Origin of the sequence: Adhaeribacter arboris (assembly GCF_003023845.1) — a bacterium.
GTDB classification, from domain to species: Bacteria; Bacteroidota; Bacteroidia; order Cytophagales; family Hymenobacteraceae; genus Adhaeribacter; species Adhaeribacter arboris.
In genome coordinates this window covers 6,623,039-6,642,363 of record NZ_PYFT01000001.1, presented here as the reverse complement: position 1 = coordinate 6,642,363, position 19,325 = coordinate 6,623,039, and the positions used below count along the sequence as shown (strand labels likewise).

15 protein-coding genes are annotated in these 19,325 nt (G+C 42.5%); 6 read left to right on the top strand and 9 right to left on the bottom strand.

Annotation, left to right across the window (positions count from 1 at the left end):
- Nucleotides 1-116 precede the first annotated feature (116 nt).
- The 4 genes from AHMF7605_RS26890 (at nucleotide 117) to AHMF7605_RS26875 (ending at nucleotide 2,368) form a co-directional block, all read left to right on the top strand.
- The gene (locus AHMF7605_RS26890; protein ID WP_106933033.1) at nucleotides 117-806 is read left to right on the top strand and encodes a ClpP family protease; all 690 of its coding nucleotides are present in this window, start codon (nucleotides 117-119) and stop codon (nucleotides 804-806) included.
- Between the two features lie 176 nt (nucleotides 807-982).
- Nucleotides 983-1,300: a hypothetical protein gene (locus AHMF7605_RS26885; protein ID WP_106933032.1), complete on the top strand. Its 318-nt coding sequence runs from the start codon at nucleotides 983-985 to the stop codon at nucleotides 1,298-1,300.
- A 112-nt stretch (nucleotides 1,301-1,412) separates the two neighbouring features.
- Entirely contained in the window at nucleotides 1,413-1,694 is a 282-nt protein-coding gene (locus AHMF7605_RS26880; RefSeq protein ID WP_106933031.1) for a GNAT family N-acetyltransferase, read from the top strand.
- Nucleotides 1,695-1,774: 80 nt separating this feature from the next.
- The gene (locus tag AHMF7605_RS26875) at nucleotides 1,775-2,368 is read left to right on the top strand and encodes a hypothetical protein (protein WP_146153684.1); all 594 of its coding nucleotides are present in this window, start codon (nucleotides 1,775-1,777) and stop codon (nucleotides 2,366-2,368) included.
- Nucleotides 2,369-2,427: 59 nt separating this feature from the next.
- On the opposite strand, the gene AHMF7605_RS26870 is transcribed toward AHMF7605_RS26875, so the two are convergent.
- Complete coding sequence (locus AHMF7605_RS26870; protein ID WP_106933029.1) at nucleotides 2,428-4,410, bottom strand: apiosidase-like domain-containing protein; 1,983 nt, start codon at nucleotides 4,408-4,410, stop codon at nucleotides 2,428-2,430.
- Nucleotides 4,411-4,599: 189 nt separating this feature from the next.
- On the opposite strand from AHMF7605_RS26870, the gene AHMF7605_RS26865 reads away from it, so the two are divergent.
- Nucleotides 4,600-5,022, top strand: coding sequence for a Dabb family protein (locus tag AHMF7605_RS26865; protein ID WP_106933028.1), 423 nt, complete (start codon nucleotides 4,600-4,602; stop codon nucleotides 5,020-5,022).
- A 154-nt stretch (nucleotides 5,023-5,176) separates the two neighbouring features.
- Here the strand turns inward: AHMF7605_RS26865 and xth are convergent, their stop codons facing one another.
- The 6 genes from xth to AHMF7605_RS26835 all read right to left on the bottom strand — a co-directional run bounded on the left by xth (nucleotide 5,177) and on the right by AHMF7605_RS26835 (nucleotide 14,485).
- Nucleotides 5,177-5,953 carry an exodeoxyribonuclease III gene (xth, locus tag AHMF7605_RS26860; RefSeq protein WP_106933027.1) on the bottom strand — a complete coding sequence of 259 codons (777 nt, stop codon included), beginning with the start codon at nucleotides 5,951-5,953 and terminating at the stop codon, nucleotides 5,177-5,179.
- A 200-nt stretch (nucleotides 5,954-6,153) separates the two neighbouring features.
- Entirely contained in the window at nucleotides 6,154-7,008 is an 855-nt protein-coding gene (locus AHMF7605_RS26855) for a beta-1,6-N-acetylglucosaminyltransferase (RefSeq protein ID WP_106933026.1), read from the bottom strand.
- A gap of 837 nt (nucleotides 7,009-7,845) precedes the next feature.
- Nucleotides 7,846-9,606, bottom strand: coding sequence for a glycoside hydrolase family 9 protein (locus AHMF7605_RS26850; protein ID WP_158267629.1), 1,761 nt, complete (start codon nucleotides 9,604-9,606; stop codon nucleotides 7,846-7,848).
- 180 nt (nucleotides 9,607-9,786) lie between these two features.
- Entirely contained in the window at nucleotides 9,787-10,530 is a 744-nt protein-coding gene (locus tag AHMF7605_RS26845; protein ID WP_106933024.1) for a CPBP family intramembrane glutamic endopeptidase, read from the bottom strand.
- A gap of 132 nt (nucleotides 10,531-10,662) precedes the next feature.
- The gene (locus tag AHMF7605_RS26840) at nucleotides 10,663-11,703 is read right to left on the bottom strand and encodes a polysaccharide lyase (RefSeq protein ID WP_106933023.1); all 1,041 of its coding nucleotides are present in this window, start codon (nucleotides 11,701-11,703) and stop codon (nucleotides 10,663-10,665) included.
- Nucleotides 11,704-12,049: 346 nt separating this feature from the next.
- Complete coding sequence (locus AHMF7605_RS26835; RefSeq protein WP_106933022.1) at nucleotides 12,050-14,485, bottom strand: penicillin acylase family protein; 2,436 nt, start codon at nucleotides 14,483-14,485, stop codon at nucleotides 12,050-12,052.
- 324 nt (nucleotides 14,486-14,809) lie between these two features.
- Here AHMF7605_RS26835 and AHMF7605_RS26830 point away from each other — a divergent pair, with 324 nt between their 5' ends.
- Nucleotides 14,810-15,226, top strand: coding sequence for a BrxA/BrxB family bacilliredoxin (locus AHMF7605_RS26830; RefSeq protein WP_106933632.1), 417 nt, complete (start codon nucleotides 14,810-14,812; stop codon nucleotides 15,224-15,226).
- 189 nt (nucleotides 15,227-15,415) lie between these two features.
- Here AHMF7605_RS26830 and purD read toward each other — a convergent pair whose 3' ends face one another.
- Together purD and recQ are read right to left on the bottom strand one after the other, a co-directional pair.
- Nucleotides 15,416-16,693: a phosphoribosylamine--glycine ligase gene (gene purD / locus AHMF7605_RS26825; protein WP_106933021.1), complete on the bottom strand. Its 1,278-nt coding sequence runs from the start codon at nucleotides 16,691-16,693 to the stop codon at nucleotides 15,416-15,418.
- A gap of 396 nt (nucleotides 16,694-17,089) precedes the next feature.
- Nucleotides 17,090-19,270 carry a DNA helicase RecQ gene (gene recQ / locus AHMF7605_RS26820; RefSeq protein WP_106933020.1) on the bottom strand — a complete coding sequence of 727 codons (2,181 nt, stop codon included), beginning with the start codon at nucleotides 19,268-19,270 and terminating at the stop codon, nucleotides 17,090-17,092.
- Between the last annotated feature and the right edge of the window lie 55 nt (nucleotides 19,271-19,325).

Genomic DNA, 19,325 nt, shown 5'->3' with positions numbered 1-19,325 from the left:
TCCTTCATTCTTTAAAGATTACCAAATAACACTTTTGATGTAAGCTGCTACAAGTCAATTTTTGACTAGTACCGAATTTTCATGTCCTATTCATTCACTTTTAAAACAATAAACTTATGTATCCCGCAGATTATAACAAGAAAGAATTCCGTCGGTTTGCCGTGCGGGGTTTAAATGTAAATGGTTTAGCATTTGATCAATACGTTCCTACCATCGAGAACATGACTCGTTCGGTAATCGAGGAAAGGCCGGTAAATTTCCGGGAAGTAGACGTTTTTTCGCGGCTCATGGCCGATAGAATCGTGTTTTTAGGTACGGCGGTAGATGATAATATTGCGAACATTATTGTGGCCCAATTGCTTTTCCTGGAATCGGTTGACGCTAAAAAAGATATCTTACTCTACATTAACAGCCCGGGTGGCTCGGTTTATGCCGGTTTAGGTATTTACGACACCATGCAGTATATCCGGCCCGATGTGGCTACCATTTGCACGGGTTTAGCGGCTTCAATGGGCTCGGTATTATTGTGCGGCGGCGCGAAAAACAAACGCTCCGCTTTGCCCCACGCCCGGATTATGATGCACCAACCTTCGAGCGGCGCGCAAGGTCCCGCTTCGGATATTGAAATCTCGGCCCGCCAAATTTTAAAAATGCGGCAGGAATTATACGAGATTATAGCCGCGCACAGCGGCAAATCTTACCAGGAAATCCATGATGCCTCCGACCGCGATTACTGGTTAAAAGCCGATGAAGCCAAAGAGTACGGCCTCATTGATGAAATATTAGTAAGAGAGAAGTATCAGTAAGAAATAAGCGAAAGTATTATTAACATTTCTTCGCCCAACCTTTCAATCTTTGTAAAGCAGGGAGGTTGGGCGAAACTTTTATACCTGGCACTAGCGACAATTCATTTACGACAACCTACTTTTCTAAAATTCTTTTTTACTAAAAACTCCTATCTTAGCGGCACAATTCTTTCTGTTTGAAAAAGTTTTTTTCATTTCTGTTCGAGAACCTGCTGCAATTCATTTACTTTATTGCCTTTGAAAGTGCTTTGTACTTTGGCTTGCAATATCTTTTGTTTGACCAAACTTTCACCCAGGATACCAAAGATCCGACAATTGTGCCCCGCTGGGTTTCGGTAGTTTATTTTATTTTACTTTACCTGGCCGTTATAATTGGCGCCATGCTGGTACTTAACAATTTTGTACCGCGTAAATACAAGCACCACATTACGCGGTGGTTTTGGTTTGCTTTGGCCTTAATTTTACCTTTCCTGGTACTGCTGGTAAATTCGTAAATTTCTTCCGCAGATTAATACTGTTTATTTAAAAAGCCTTTTTTCCTTTCTCCGGCAAAACTTTTTAATTTAAAGTGGGTACTAACTTAACAGTTATTTTACTATCCTAACCATGACGAACATCTCTGTAAAACATAACACCGAAGATCAGGAATTTACCGTTGATATTAACGGGCAAGGCGGCGAACTCGCGTATTCGACCCCGCGCGAAAACGTAATTGATTTTGCCCATACCTACGTCGACGAAGAACTACGTAACCAAGGAATTGCGAATGAGTTGATTCAAGCAGGTTTACAATACGCCCAAGATAATAATTTTAAAGTTATTGCTTCTTGTCCGGCGGTAGCGGCGTATGTTCGTCGGCATGCCGAGTGGCAGAAATTACTGCTTTAATCTCCCGCAGATAAATGAAATAGTTTAATGATTGCAAGCAGCCCCAATAGGTTAGTGGACACACATTCATTCACCCTGAAATGCTTACAACCGTGAATGAAAAGGTAAAGGTGAATTCTTTTGGCAAAAAAGATAAATTCTTACGCATTACCGGCACTACTATTCAATTCAAGAATAAGCAAATCCAAAGAGAAGAAATAACGGAAATAATATACGACGTTCACATTATTGTTTTCTATAGATTTTCTGTTGGCCGTAGGTATTATATCGGCTTAAGAACCCCGACTCAACAACTAGATCTTGTTTTCAAGAGTTTCTTCGGCCTTAGCCTAGATTACTTTACGGAATTATGTAACCGGATTACAGAAGAAATCTGGGAAAAGACAACGGATAAAATTTGGGCGGAAAACAAGAAATTACTTTTAGCCGGCAAAGCGGTGCACGTAGGAAATTGCCAGATTAGTAAAAAGGGCATGGTACTTACCAAACAACAAAAACACATTGGTTGGGAAAATCTGCATTACGAAGTATTACACGATCGTCTGGTTATCAATCATAGCGCCGATTCTAGCATTTGGACGAATCTTTATTTTGAAAATACCTGGAACATTGATATTCTAATTGCGCTGCTGGACTGGATTACAAAAGATAATGGTTTAGCCGAAATGCCCTAATCTAAAATAATAAAACTTTTCAGCGCACAATTGTAAAATATTTTGGCAAAAAATGGGAGTTAACGTTTAAACCTGCCTATAAAAAACAAGCTCATAAGAACAATCAGAAAGCTTACTACCCCGTAAGTCAGCATTGTCTTTATTTTATTTTTTAGCTGCTTTTTTTCTGCCACTTCCGGCAAAACGGTTGGTAAAATTAGGTTGTGGTTGTGCGTTCCTTTATAAATTAATTTCAGTCCCCAATCCGTATCTTCCGGGAATTCGGGCAATAGAATAACCCCGATGTTGTTGGACGCTAATTTTCCGTCGGCGATATTTATCCAGGTTCCGTTCCGGGGATTAAACCATTGTGCCTGATACCAACTATTAAGCCGTGCTCCCCTTATTTGGGATGCGGGGCAACCTTTTTCAAAGTAAGCCAGAAATATATTTTTGTCCGGCGTGCGGGCACAATAGGCCCAGCCTTCATATCCTTCTATATTATAATTTTTGTTGGGCGAAACCAGGTCGGCTAAGGGCACAAGGTCTTGGTAGCGTTTGCCAATAGAGAAAGCAAAAGTTTTTAAATAAGTCATCTCGGCTCCCGATTTCCATTGAAATGCTTCCCACAGGTGAATAGGAGCGGCCGGCTCAATGTCCGCGCCCCATATTCCTTCGGCCCCGTACACATGCCCGGCAAGTCCACCCGATAAAAAGCTACCGTACATTCCGGAGCGGACAAAAGCATTATCCCGTTCCGTGCCACCTTCGGCGCCGTTGCTGTAATCTCTGCCCCCTCCTCCCCTGGCATCCTTGTAACCAGCGTAATAAGGCTCCCCGTTTAAGGCCGGTTTAGGCGTTTTTGCGTGGTAAATTTCCGTTAAGAACCAGTAATTATTATGCTCTCTTTTATTGCCAATCTGGTGCAGCGTTACCCAGGAATCTTCGCCCCAGTTCTCGAGGGTGGAAGGGTTTGCATTTGCCGAAAGTAAATTCCCAAAGGGAGGAGGGCCGTATTCTTTTTCCATAGCGGTAATGGCCGCCATATAATCTTCCGGGCGGATGGTTTCCCGGATAATATCTAAATGAATGGGGCTGAGGACGGTATTATAAGCTTGATAACGAGCGTAGACATATAGTATAAATCGCGAATAAGAATCTGGCCAACGATGGTATTTATACCACAGCGGGCCGGCATCCCGCCGGGAAACCTCCATAAAAGGAATAAACCCGTGCGCATTGAGATAGGCTATTTTCCGATCGATGTATTTGAAGTACTCCGGGTTAATCCGGTCCATATCCGGGAAATAATTTTCATAGCCCGGCACTTTCCCCGGAAAGAAAAAGGGCCGGCCACCTTCATTGTCCATATTTTTGGCACTGCCCGTTCCATACTCCACCCACGCCGAGCGTAAAGTAGTTCTGGCCGAATCATGCAGCACGATATGCCAGGAACTATCATCCGTCTTCCAGTTAGGATACGCCACAATCATGTTCACCCAATTGTAGCCTTGTGCTTTCCGGAAACGAACATAATCTTTGAAGCCGGCCTGGGGACCGATGGGTCTTTTAACCTCATCGTTGTACCACTTAAACCGGTTGGATCCTAAAGAGAACCAGGTATCTCCGATAGCAAAATAAGGCGTACCATCGGCATAATTTAAAGCGTGATTGTTAGCAGAAGGTTTTAAAAAGCCTCGCCGTAATGGATTTTCATTCTTCTCTTTTTCACTCCAGGTAATAGCGGTAAAGGAGCCGGTCTTACCCGTGAGCCCGGGATCGTTCGAGCTGGAACCGCTTATCCACTTCCAGGCGCCCGGCTGGGTAGCGATTAAACGCACTCGAAAAGTAGTAGCCCCATCCCAAAAACCATATACTCTTTTGTTAAAGCCGGGTCCGGCTAAATCGATCCAAACGGTAACCTCGGTATAAGCATTTTTATAAGAATTTTTTGCTTCGAAAGTTAACTCCTGGGTTTCCCAGATATGAATTACCGGTAAAGCAGCTTTTGCCTGAAAGACCGTGAACACAGAAGCTAATAACAAGTGTCTTAGAAATTTCATTTAGTCTGTAAATAGTTATGGAAAAGCAAATGATTCTTTAAATTCTACCGGAAAAAAGTTTTTTTAGGGTTATTGTTTGGTTTATTAATCTCCTGCTCCTGTTTTTTTCAAGAGTGGAATACCTGATTGATAAAATAAACAATTATTATTGCCGCCAAGTACCAGGAACATTACTTTATTAATCCCTGCATGAAAATAACCATATTCTTGATTTTTATAAATCTGCTTTTGCTTGCGGCTTGTAGCCCTAAAATAGTTACTACCGCCAAGCAGCAGTACCGTCCGCTAAACTTACCGGCAGAAGCCCAGATTCAACGCATAGTTTGTTTTAAATTTAAAGCCGGCACTACTCCGGCAGAAATTCAACAACATATGCGCGGGTTCGCTAATTTAAAAGATAGCATCTCCTACCTTCTGTCGTATCAGGCGGGTCCTACGGTTTACGGCGATCTCACTGAAAAACCAGAGTATGATGTGATGCATTACTGTACCTACCGCAACGAAGAAGAAATCAAGCTTTATTCGGTTCATCCGGTGCACTTGCGTTTTATAAAACAAAATAAAGCTATCTGGGAAAAGGTGCTGGTTATCAATTCGCGGATGAAGCCTTAAGTAATTTTAATGTAAAGTGCTCTTTTGGTTTAGAAATGCGGAAAGCTTTACTATTCGTATAAAGTAGAGGTGGTGGACTTTTCTCCTTAAAACCAAAAGCGAAAGGATTCTTTTTATACTATACAGCCTTGTATACCAAGCAATAGTTTTTTAATCATTCTTCAGCCAGTTGAATCCAAACGGGGGCATGATCACTGGTTTTCTCCCATCCTCGTACCGCATGATCCACTCCCGCCGCAATAAGACGGCCGTCGAGTTGGGGACTCAGCAGGAAATGATCAATGCGTAAACCGGCATTCCGCTCATAGGCATTCCTAAAATAATCCCAGAAGGTATAAATTGTCTGGTCTGGATAAAGTTTCCGGAGGGCATCCGTCCATCCTTGCCCGACAAGCGCCTGAAAAGCGGACCGGCTTTCCGGCCGGAAAAGGGCATCTTCCACCCAACGCTCCGGCTTGTAAGCATCCAGTTCGGTTGGAATAACATTAAAGTCGCCGGTTAATACTACGGGTTTATCTAAGGCCAAAAGCGTGGCGGCATGGGCATTTAGCCGCTCAAACCAGCGCAGCTTATAATCAAATTTTGGTCCGGGAGCAGGGTTGCCATTGGGCAAGTAGAGGCAGCCAATATGAATATTGTTTACTATTGCTTCTAAATAACGACTTTGCTCATCTTCTTCATCACCAGGCAGTGCTCGTCGAACTTCCTCTATTTCCAGGTTTCGTGTCAGGATAGCCACTCCGTTCCAGCTTTTTTGTCCATGCCAAATACCATGGTAGCCTACATCGGCAATCGCCTGCGCGGGAAATTTTTCCTGCGGCGCTTTTAATTCCTGCAAACAAACTACATCCGGCGTAGTAGCTTCGAGCCAGCGAAGCAGCACCGGAAGTCGGGCATTTATTCCATTAACGTTATAAGTGGCTATTTTCATTTTTTAAATTAGAGAAAGATCCGTATTAGCTTTCAATTTTAAAATCCTTCTTCCCGATTAAACATAATTGTTTCAAATGATACCCCTTCAAACTTACTTAATTACCGGCTCTTTATAAATTTGTTAATCAGTAACAATTATGCTCGAGTAAAGTAGTATAAACAGCTGTATATTGCCGGGTAGCATAGTTGGCAATAATCTTAGTTGGTTACTAAGGCAAGTTTCTGATCAAGATAGTCTAAAATAGCTCCGCAATTTTCTAAGTCAAATTTTCTGGCGTAAAATTTATCCGATGCTATTAGTTGGTTTTTATCTTTTAAGGTAAAAGTTTTGGGGCTTGCTTTTCCTTCCGACCAATCGATGTAGCGTAAATTATCATTAACCATAACTTTCCTGTATTCCGAATTATAAAGAATAGTTTGAAATATAAATTCATCGGGCGCCCAAGTAAGCTTAGTAAAGCGTCTTAAAGCCGGGTGAGCGGCCCAATATTCTAAAATATACTGCACACAATTCGTGGAGATGGTAAACCATTGGGAACGCCCCACGGGTATTAGGCCATTGGGCATGGTTCTTTTCGCCAATACTTTATTCATTATTTTTTGTAGCAAGTACTTTCCCGGAAACCGATAATTATTAAAGTGGTACTCCGTTATTCTGGGTATGGCTTCCGGCCATTCCTCATTTATTAATTGATAACTCATAAAAGCTTTGCCCGGATGAGCTTCTAAAAATTGATGAATAGTTCCGGCAGTTTGTAAAGCATAATCAGCACCGCTTACCAAATTAAAATATTGGTATTGGCCGCTGGCGTGAAGCATTTCCTGAAAACTATTCAAAGTAGCCTCCACAACATTATAAGAACCCCAGTCAACGGCTACCCGGTTGTTAATAAAAAATACATTTCTATAACTCTTTAAACTATGATAAGAAGAAAGATCGGCTTTTTTGTCCACGTGAATAAAGATAGCATCATCGGCGTACAGGAGTTGTTTAATCAGGCGCTCTACGTGTCTGGGTTGATTATGAGTAAGAATAAGGTGCGCAACTTTCATGGGTTTAGTTGGGTATGAAAATTCAGTGGATCAGTTTTTTAAGGAGGAACAGGCTTGTTTCGCTTTTAAGAAAGTAGTTCGGAAATGCAGAATTTTAATAAGCAAGATGCCTCTCGTTCAAAGAAGTAAATACTTTAAACGCCTGCCTTCATCATTGTTGGTTTACTTAAAGAATTAGCTAAAGTTAATGCTATTTAATAAATAAATATTAATATATAAGTATAAATTATAGAAATAATTCGTTAATTCTTAAAAATATTTTTAGATAAAGTAATATGCAGCCGAAATTACCCAATCTATTCATGACGCGATTTTAAACCTGAAGTGTTGTATAAAACTAATCTGAGATTACTTACTTGGATATTCGTTGCCTTTGATACAGGTAAAAGAACTATGAACCTAAATATTTTTCAGAAGAAATTTGCTTTGCTAAAAATTTACCACCGGTAGCTCCTCTAATGGTTAGAGCAAATTCTGCCTAAACTTCATTTTTCACGGAATATTAAGCTTTTATAAAGCCGGCCTTCAACCATGTACTTATATCTGCGAAATCAAGGTTTTTGAACGGGTATATTCCCGCATTACCACTTCATTTTCAAATAATTACCAAAGTTTGGGCTGCCATCAACCAGGTTTGTAGCTATTAAGTCAGGTTTATAGAAATATAGAAAGAGAGGACCTTGTTTTGAAAGCTACTTTTTACTTCCTGAATGGTACGCTTTTAGTATATATATTGCTTCGCTTCTACTGCCTTTAAAATTCAATTTTCAGGAAGCCACTAGTAAGAAATGCTGCTATATAATCTCCTGACTTAAGCGTTACTAGCTTAACTGTTTATTATTTAACCGCTCCTAATTCCGCCAGTAACCACAAGGTATGAGCCACCATGGGCGTCCAGTATTCAGAAATCTGCCAATCGCCTTTACCAATTACAGGCATATCGGTTGGGTCGCCACCTAAACCGTTCAGTACGGCTCCGGGCAATACGGGCGTGTTAGGCAGAAAAGAGGAACCCCCGAAATGCGGCGGATGGTTATAGCCTGCTCCTACCAAGGTAGAACTGTTGAACGGATTGGCGCCCAAGATCCAGTCCAGTTGCTTTTGGGCGACGGCCTTCATTTGGTCGTTTTTTAGAATAGTACCCGCTTTTAAAAGTCCAATGCCCGCCGAAGCTACATTAGAATTAATACCCACCCACCACTCCAGTTGCGGCTCCATAAAGTAGCGGTACCAATACTCCCCGACTTTTCGGCTTCCGCCGGGATCTTTCTTTTCGTATAAACCCCAGGGCACAATGCCGAAACTGTTTTTCTGAGCGAGCAGCAAAAGATAATTTTCCGCATAATTTTTTATCAAGGTTTTCCATAGAGGCGCGTCTTTGTCCTTTGGGAATAACTGCACTAAATCGCTTAAACCAATAAAAGCCTGGCAGCCAGTCCAAATATTTTTGTCGGGTTCCTGGCTGGATAAGGAAGTGTAGAAAAAGCCCGCCACACCTTTAGCAAGATTGGTGGCTTGTATTTTTTTTAATAGCTGCGCAAGTTCCGTTGCCCGTTTTTGATAAATTACCTGGTTAGTGGTTTTGTACATTTCAAGAGCTGCCTGCAGGGCCGCACCGATATTGGCAGCAGTCGTATCACGGTTAGATTTCAGGCACCACGCGTAACACTTTTGCGCTGCTGCCAAGCATTTTTTGGCATAAGCCGGGTCGGTTTTTTGAGTAATGCGCGCTACCATGGCCTCGGCAGTAATAAAGTTATACTGCGCCGATATTTCTACGGCTTGGGTTTGAATAATCCGGTCGTCTTGGTTTCCGGCCACCAGCATAAGCTGCTTCGAAGTACCGGCATTGGGTTCTACCAGCTTAATAGCCGCGGTTCCGTTGGCTAATTTATTATCGGTCCAACGGTTGTTATCAGAATGCTTTTTTAAATCGCCGCCAATAAAATCCATGACGTAGCCTTGCGGCTCCTGCATTTTTAAAAAATACTGATTCCCCCACCGCAACTCCTCTAAAATAGCTTTCTGGTTTTGGGGTTCTTGCAATTGGTAAGCTCGGGCTAAACCCATCACGCCGTAAATAGTAGCTGAAACCCATTTTCGTAAATCACTCGCGTCGTGCCACCCACCGGTAACGTCCTGGTGCTGGCCATTATCAAAACGAATTCCATCATCTATGTGGCAGGGAGATAAGTAACCCGTGGTACTAGCTCCGCAACGCTGCAAAGAAAAATAACGAACGATCTTATCTATTTCGGGCTGATACACCTGGCGGGAAATACTAAAAGGATAAGACCGGAGCGTATCGGACCGCAAATAATATTGCCCTTCCTTTACCAACTTGCTGAAGTCAGCGGTAAGATAGTCGCCAAAATCACCCTGCCGCGGAATCAGCGTAGCTTGATAGGCAACCTGACCAGTGGTAACTTCTATTACTTCAAAACTTCTTTTTTCCGTTCCTTTAGTCTGGACCGTCTTGGTAGAGGAAGGCTGGTACCCTACTTGGTTGGTTAATAAATTAACTGCCTGGTCGCGGGATAATCGTTGCGCTTGTAGAGGAAAATAATGACTTAAAGAACTTAGAAAAAATAAAACCAAGAGTATTTTTTGCCTGCTAGTAGGGTTTAGTAATTGACGCCAGCAATTAGATAAAAGATTTTTTCTGGTTAACTTTTGTAAAGTATTTAAAAGGATATTTCCGCTTCTCATAATACAATCAGATGTAGTCAGGCTCTACATAGGTCTTTTAAATGTGGGACTATTTCTTCTCTAAAAAAATTACAACAAATAAAATATACAATAAATCATTCCCAAGTTAAAGGCGGCATGACACAAAATAGCCCCTAAAATAGAACCGGAATTTCTTCTACACGCGAAAAATAATACACTTACCAGGAACATACTTATTACCCAAAGCAACGCCGGAACCCATAAGAATTTCCATTGCTGGTGGAGGTATACTAATCCGAAGTGAGAAATATGCACTACGGCAAAGGCCGCACTATCTACCACCGAAGCATTTTTATCACCAATCGATTCGGCAAAACTGGAGTGAACAATTCCCCGGAAGAATAATTCTTCGCCAATGGGGCTAAAAGTCATACCCGTTAAGGCAACAATAGTAAATAAAATGGCTTTATCCGAAGAGGGCATGTTGCTCGGAATATTATACGATTTACCGATGTAGGCATACCAATTTTCCACAGTGTTGCAAAACAAACTTTCCCCTAAAAAGTAAAGCAGGAAACTAAAAACTAAGCCCGCTATGAAAGCAATTACTAGCCAGGAATATTTTTGGGGTTTGGTGATGCCAATTTTTAGGCGTCCGGATTTCGTTAAAAAAATAAATGGCGCCAGTGCCGATAGCAACATAACCAAACCTATTACCCCGTAATTACCCGAAACGTTAGCATTAAGCACCAAAATAAATCGCGGAACACAAACAATTAGAATTAGAAAAAGACCGAATTTCCAGTTAAATTCAAAAGTTTTTTTCCAGGTAGACCGAAGTTCGTATTCCATTCTGTTGGATTATTTGGAACCTATAAAAATCTCTTTAAAAGCACACTTGCTCCTATGGGTAATTTACTAGAGAAATAACGAACAGCCGTTTAAATTAATCGGCTGCTTAATTTAAAAGTGAAACCGTAAAATTTAAGGCGCTACATCTTTATAGCTGGATTTTGAGTTACCGTGCCGGATGTTAGAAATATACACCACGCGGGGTAATTGTACTTTACGGTTGTAAATACCCGCTTTAAAGTAAGGGTACTTGCGAAGATCATTAAAACTAGTACCGCCTTTATAATCCATTACTTTTTTACCGTTGATAAACAACCGGGCGTACCCGTCCGGATCGTAAGAATGTTTTATTTCCAGAACCATTTCCAAATATTTATCTTTGGGTAGAGGTCCCAGATCAAACTTTTCATCCATATCGTTTTTATTTGTGTTTACCGGTAAATCGGAGTGGTGAATGGTAACTTTTAAATGGTCTTTATGCACGTGCAAAGCAAACTGCGGATTACGGGCTTTTTCGCCTAAAATTTTATCGTCGTAGCCGTGTAACTGCATTACAATATCAAATTCATCCGAAGGCTCCCAGTATTCTTTCGGAAAATACATTACCCAGCCGTACTTTACTTCTGCTTCGTTATCAGGCTTTAATAAAATTTCGGAACGCACTACTCCTTGCTGCACATCTTCGGGGGTGAGCTCAAACCGGGCGAGCGGCTGGCCTTTCCAGGTTTTTTGCTTATCTAAAGTTAGTCCGTGCGCGGTAGTAACTTGTTTTTTTAAATCTTCCGGAATGCCTTCCGCAAAACTTACTTCCGATCTCAGATTCATGCGTTTAACGGGTAGTTGCGGCCGTACGAGTACCGGCTTTTTGGGTTTAACGGGAGAATCGTTTTTTTTCCGGAGAGGCTTAGCTTTCTTTAAGGTTGTTTCCTGGGCCGCTAACTTAGCGGATGGGGCCGAAACTTTCGCCGGAACTACCTCGGCTGTTTTTACTGAATCCGGAATAGCCGGAATTGAATCAATCGCCGATTGAATCTGGGTTTGTTTTGCTTCTACTTTTTCGGTAGTGGCCACTTCCGTTTTTTCTTCCTGTTTGCCCGATGATTGGCAACTCGTTAAAAAACCAAATGCCGTACTAAACGCTAGCCAAACAAATAGGCTGGTTATTTTTTTCATTTATCTAAATTTTTGCGCTGTTTGTAGTATGGTTGTACGTACGCAATAGCGGAACAGAATTTTTTAACTTATAACTTTCAGAAATAAAATACCTGATTTTCTTTACTTAAAAAGAAAGCACTTTTTAAACGCCTTTACTTACCAATATTACCTTTTACGAACGCTTTAAACCTCGAAAAATTAAAAATCTACTCCGAATACTTTTGCGTTCGCGAAGGCTACCCTTCCTACTTAGATGATGATTTTTGATTAATACCTTTTGCCAAGATTTTCAGTAAAGCTACACCAGTTGTTCTAAGTTAACCTAGTAGCTACTACCTGAATAATATAAATAAAATTAATTAGTTTACTTTTTTACTAATCTTATGGACACCATCTGCTGAGCTGCCGGATCGGAGGCGGTTTTAAGATAAGGCAGTTTCAATAATTTACCCTGGCGCCAGGTTTCAATTAAATTGTCGTAGTAAAAACTGCCCGGGTTACCGGACTGGCCGCCGGGGTAAACGCCGTACCCTTGCACCTCTGGCCCCAGAGCTACTACCATGCGCCACGAAGGACCCCGCCGGGCGCCCGTAGCGTTTACAATACCAGCCCCACCACCAATAATTAAATCCGTTTTGCCGAAGCCGGGCAATTTAGCCATGTGTAAAATATCGGTACTTTTTACCTGAGCCCATTGCCATTTCGGACCCAAGGAGCCATAATGCTGTTGCAAAGAATCTACGGCAGCCTGAAAAGTAGTAGTAATTAATTGCCCCAAAGTTTCTTTAGCCGGGGTGTTTTGGTTATCGAACCAGCGGGCTTGCGGTTCCGTTAAAATAAGTTGCATGGTGCGATCCGCGCTCGGATAGCGGAGTTCCCTATTTTTTGTACTGCCAAATTCATCGTCCCAAATAGCCTTATTCAGAACAGGCAACCATTCCTGAAAAATACTGGGCGCGATTTGAGGAGCATCGTTAAAGTAATTCCAGGAAGATAGTACCGCCAAAGCTTGTTGTTGGGTTGTCGAGAGTTTTTCTTTTTGTACGGCGGTGAGTAAAGCGGGCAGAATGGTTTGCGCCTGCAGGTTCAGGTTATCATTTTGCAACTGGCGCATGCTATCTACAGTAACCTTTTGCATCTCCGCGAGGCGTTGATTAATCCGGATGCCGCGTTGCGCCGCCGCAAATTGCCAATTCAGGTAGTAAGGATATTGCTTCGGATCGGCCGAAAATTGGTTAGCCGAACTTACAAAACCACGGGCCGGATTTTCTACGTGCGGGTTATGACTTTGCGGAATCCAGCCTTGCCAATCGTACGCCGGATCGGTACCATCCAAAATAAACTTGCCTTGCTCCGGCCACTTCAGTGGGAATTTACCGTTAGGCCAGATAGCAATATTTTTGGCATCATCGGCGTAAATAAAATTTTGGGCAGGGGCCGAATAATAGGTAAGCGCCTGGCGGTAATCGTTGTAATTGTGCGCCCGATTTAAGAGGTAAAACGCTAAAAGTTCGTTCGAAGAGTCATGCGCCATCCAGCGCATGGCGTGTTTTACCGGCGTTTGGTGGTTAAATACTTTTTCCGCCGCGTCGTAAACAATGGGACCATGATGGGTATAAGAAACCGTATCGAACACCGTAGGCGCTCCTTTAATTTTAATTTCTTCTATAACTTTCCGGACGGGTTTCCATTGGTGGGCATGCCAGTATTGTTGCTGGGTTTTATCTTTAAATTTTATCTGGTACCAGTCCATTACATCGGCATCCACGTTGGTTACTCCCCAGCCAATGTGCTCGTTAAAACCAATTATTACGTTGGGTGCTCCCGGCAACGACACGCCATACACGTTCATGTCGGGGGTTATTAGTTGCACCTGGTACCAAATGGATGGTAAATTTAATTCCAGGTGCGGATCGTTCGCCAGAATGGGATATCCCGTGGCGGATTTTTCTGCCGAAACGGCCCAATTATTACTACCTAACTCCGGATCTGGTTCTTGCGGACGTTTAATCTCGGCTAATTGAGCGGTAAATGACGCGGGTGCAGACGGAATAGGTAGTGGTTTAAAATCCAAGGGGGTATTCGCCGGAATAATGGGATCTTCCCGGAAAGGGTAATCCGGAAATAAATTTTTAGTAACCTCCGGCCCGTATTTCCGCAGGATATTCGTCATACGCAAGTCATCGCTGCGGCCGGATAGGTCGTAAGCCATTAGTTTGAGTAACAAAGTGCATTTTAAAGGTGTCCAGGGTTCCGGAGCGTAGTTTAGTAATTTATATTCCAGGGGATAATTTTTGGGTCGTAGCTGTTCGATATAGGCGTTAACTCCGGCGGTAAAAGCTTCGAGCATTTGCCGGGAGCGAGGCTCAGCGAGCATGGCTTTTAACGATTGCTGCGCCCCGTACACCATCCCCATCCGCCGCTGATACCGATCAAATTCAATGGCTTTAGAACCAATAATCTCGGAAACTCGGCCGGCTGCCGCATGGGTTTGAAATTCCATTTGCCAAAGGCGGTCTTTTGTTGTTACGTAACCCTGCGCAAAATAAATATCGTAATTATTCTGGGCGAAAATATGAGGTATGCGGTTTTCGTCATATAAAATCTGCACTGGGGCTTGCAAGCCAGTTATGGGCAGCTCAGTGGCCTTTAGATTATCGCGCGTTTCCGCATTTTGCCAGAATCCCACAAACGGACTCAGGAATTTACCTATGGGCGGCACCACTCCCAAGGACGTATTTAAAGCAATAATTAGGGCCAAAGCAAGACCTACGCTTAAAACGGCTCGTATTACTTTCATGCGAAACAGCTTATATATGGGTTACCGGAAGTTAAAGGGATTACAAAAAATAAAAAAATTTAGAACAAATCAGTCAAAGTACAAAAGCAAATTAGCCCTGGAATTTAAATATAAAACCTCAGAAACATGCTTATATTTCGACGAAGAAAAGTTAAGAAGAATAAATCTTAGATAAGCGGTAATAGCTTAATTTGAAACTTAGCGAAGAATAAATTGTTATGGTCGATATAAGCTCTACTTTTACTTTAACAACTTATGCTAAAGTTTCTGTACTTTTGCACGTATATTAATTTTTTAACTGTATAAATAATTTTTATTATGGGAATGTATCCTGAATATATGGTGGCTCCAATCCGCGAAGATTTAACTTCGGCTGGTTTTGAGCAATTAATGACTCCGGAAGAAGTAGACCAGGTACTTTCGGAAAAAGAAGGTACTGTGTTGGTAGCAGTAAATTCGGTTTGCGGTTGTGCCGCGGCAAAAGCCCGTCCGGCACTAAAAATGGCCGTTTCTTCCAGCGATAAGCGTCCGGATAAACTGGTTACCGTTTTTGCCGGCATGGAAGGCGAAGCCGTAGCTAAAGCCCGTGAACACATGTTGCCCTATCCTCCTTCTTCTCCTTCTATTGCTTTATTTAAAAATGGCGAGTTGGTGCACATGATTGAGCGTTACCACATCGAAGGCAACGACTTAATCCGGATCGTGGATAATTTAAAAGGCGCTTTCGAAGATTACTGCTAATATCAGAATTGCGGGTTTTCGCAGATTACGCGGATTTAAAAAGATAGTCCTATCCTGTTTAACAAGGAAACTACAAAAGAAAAGAGGCTAACCCGAATGGTTAGCCTCTTTTCTTTTACAAAAACTCTCCAATTCTAAAATAATCTGCGCAATCTTTTAATCCGCGTGAATCTGCGATTCAGATTCTAACTACTGCAAATCAAAGCCGATATCGCGGCGGTAATTTCTACCAAACCAGGTAATTTTTTCGGCGGTTTGGCGAGCCTGTTGTAGCGCTTCCGGAATAGTATTTCCTAAACCGGTTACCGCCAAAACCCGGCCCCCATTGGTTAAGATTTTTTTATCTTCGGTTAAAGTAGTGCCTGCCTGAAATAATAAGGCTTCAATGGGCTGATCTAAACCAGAAATTTCATCGCCTTTCCGGTAATTGCCCGGATAACCTTCCGCTACTAGCATAATAGTAGCGGCGGTGCGTGGGTCAACTTCCAACCGGAAATTTTGCAAGTCATGGTCGTGCAGGGCTTTAAACAGTTCAAATAAATCGGATTGAATACGGGGCAGAATGGCTTCCGTTTCCGGATCGCCGAGTCGCACATTGTACTCGATCACGTAAGGTTCGCCGTTTACATTTATCAACCCAATAAAAATAAACCCACTGTACGGAATATTTTCGGATTGCAAACCTTGTAAGGTGGGTTGAATAATGCGGGTGCGCACTTTTTCCATAAAGACCTCATCAGCGAAAGGCACCGGCGAAATCGCACCCATCCCTCCGGTATTTAAGCCGGTATCGCCTTCGCCGATGCGTTTGTAATCTTTCGCTTCGGGCAACAGCACGTACTCCTTGCCATCGGTTAAAATAAATACTGAAACTTCAATACCCTGCAAAAATTCTTCAATAACTACTTTACTACTGGCAGCGCCAAATTTTTGCCCTTGTAACATGGCTTGCAGTTCGGCAGCCGCTTCTTCGTAAGAATTTGGGATGACTACTCCTTTGCCGGCAGCTAAACCATCTGCTTTGAGTACAACCGGATACGAATGGCTTTGTAAATAAGTTAGGCCTTGCTCAAAAGAATCAGCGGTGAAAGTCTGGTACCGCGCCGTGGGAATGTTGTATTGCTGCATAAAGCGCTTTGAGAAGTCTTTACTCCCCTCTAACTGCGCTCCTGCTTTACACGGCCCAATTACCAGTATATGCTTTAAATAGTCTAAGCCTTGAAAATAATCATGAATACCATTCACTAAAGCAGCTTCCTGCCCTACTACTACCATCATAATACTAAAATCATCGGCAAATTTGGCTAGTTCCTCGAAGTTAGTAATAGAAATATCTACGTTAGTAGCAATTTGGGCGGTACCGGCATTTCCTGGCGCCACAAAAATGCGTTCACAGTATTCGCTTTGTTTCAGCTTCCAGGCCAGCGCGTGTTCTCTGCCGCCCGAACCAATGATGAGTATGTTCATGATGTACTATTGAATAGTTGAGCTGTTCGATTAAAGAATAAAACCTCTCCCACTTTTTACCTCTTCCGTATCCTAACCGAAGTTGCGAAGATATTAAAATTCAATCACGGATTTTCGCGGATGACCCGGATTACGCGGATTATTTTTGAATTGCAGATTTTCACGGATTACCGGATTCACGCGGATTATCTTTTCTGCATCGCGGATTACTCAAATTCCGCGGCTTGATTCTAGAATAAGGCTGTATTTGCGTAAACAAAAAAGAGAGGCTAACCGGTTAAGTTAGTTAGCCTCTCTTACTATATCCTAAATAGATCCCAGAATATACGCACCTTATTTAATAACCCGTACTAGCATAATCTGTAAAATCCTTTAATCTGCGTGAATCCGCGATTTTTAATTAGCGTATTCGCTCAAAAATTTAATGCGCATCAGACGAATATCTTCTTCGGTGTAATCGTCGGTGCCGAGTTCTTTTAAAGCTACGCCAATATTATCAGTATTAGCCTGCATAAAATAATCGTACACTTCTTCTTGGCGTTCTTTATCCAGCACGCCATCGATGTAGTAATTTAAATTAAGCTTGGTGCCGGAGTAGCAGATATGTTCAATTTCCTCGATGAGTTCCTGCATGGTAATATCCTTCGACGAAGCAATTTCCTCCAGGTCCATTTTTTTATCAATCTGCTGAATAATGTAAATCTTAATCTTGGATTTATTAACCGTTGTTTTTACTACTACATCGGCGGCGGTTACAATGTCGTTATCCTCTACGTATTTACTGATTAAATCCAAGAACTGTTTCCCGAATTTCTGCACTTTTCCCATCCCCACGCCGGAAATATGCGCCAAATCTTCTTTGGTAGTAGGGTAGGTAGTAGCCATTTCTTTCAGCGAAGGATCCTGGAAGAGTACGTAAGGCGGCAAATCTAACTCTTTAGCCATTTTTTTCCGGAGCGCTTTGAGTAAATCAAACAATACCGTATCGTGGCCGGCCGAAGACTGGGTTTCTTCTTTTTCTTCTTCCTGCTGAACTTCCTGTTCGAAGTCGTGGTCTTTGGTAAGCTTAATGGGGTAAGGATTTTGAATAAAGTTGAGGCCTTTGGCCGTAATTTTTACCACGCCAAAATTATCAATATCTTTTTCCAGGTAACCCGAAAGTAATACCTGGCGCAATAAGGAACTCCAGAACTGCACATCGCGCTCGGCGCCTTTGCCGTATTGCGGCAACTGGTCGTGGCCGTAGCTTTCCACGTATTGGTTGCTGGTTCCCCGTAAAACATCCACAATGTGGTCCATACCGAAACGTTGTTCGGTGCTTACCACGGCTTGCAAAGCTACTAAAACTTCGTCCTGCGCTTCGAAACGTTCTTTCGGGTGCAAACAGTTATCGCAGAACTGGCAATCTTTTTCGTAGATTTCGCCAAAGTAATGGAGCAATTGCTTGCGCCGGCAAACCGCCGAATCGGCGTAAGCCGCCATTTCCTGCAGCAATAATTTAGAATTATCGCGTTCGGTAACGGGCTTGTCTTTGTTAAATTTTTCGAGCTTAAGAATATCGTCGTAAGAATAAAACATGAGGCAATTGCCTTCCAGACCATCGCGGCCACCCCGACCGGTTTCCTGGTAATACCCCTCAATGGATTTGGGCGTATCGTAATGCACTACAAAACGAACATCCGGCTTATCAATTCCCATCCCGAAGGCAATGGTAGCTACAATTACGTCGGCATCTTCGTTCAGGAAGGCATCTTGGTTGGCCATGCGCACGCTGGAATCTAAACCGGCGTGGTACGGCAAGGCTTTTACATCGTTTACCCGCAGCAACTCGGCAATTTCTTCCACTTTTTTCCGGCTTAAACAGTACACTATACCACTTTTGCCTTTGTGTTTCTTAACGTACTGAATAAGTTGCTTTTTGGTATTATGCTTGGGGCGAACTTCGTAATATAAATTAGTGCGGTTGAACGACGATTTAAACACCGAAGCATCGTCCATCTGCAAGTTTTTCTGAATATCTAATTGTACTTTGGGCGTGGCGGTGGCGGTAAGCGCAATAATGGGCAAATTGCCGATATTATCGATTATGCCCCGGATTTTGCGGTATTCCGGCCGGAAATCGTGCCCCCATTCCGAAATACAATGGGCCTCATCGATAGCCACAAACGAAATTTTGGCTTTTTGCAGAAAATCTAAAGTTTCTTCTTTGGTGAGTGATTCGGGGGCTACGTATAATAATTTTACCTGACCGCTAATCGTTTCCTTTTTCACCTTGTTCATTTCCGCCTTCGACAAAGTCGAGTTCAGAAACTGGGCATTTACCCCGAAAGCGTTCAGCTGATCAACCTGATTTTTCATCAGGGCAATTAAAGGGGAAATAACAATGGCGGTTCCGTCCAGTACAAGCGCCGGTAGTTGGTAGCAGAGCGATTTTCCGGCTCCCGTAGGCATAATCACGAAGGTATTATTACCCCGAATGATATTATTAATAATAGCCTCCTGGTTACCTCTGAATTGGCTAAACCCAAAAACTTCCTTTAATTTGCTTTTCAAACTGACCTCTTGCGTGACTGACATGGTTTAATGTATCGTATATTTTCTTGTAACGGTATATAAATTTAAATCCTCTTAC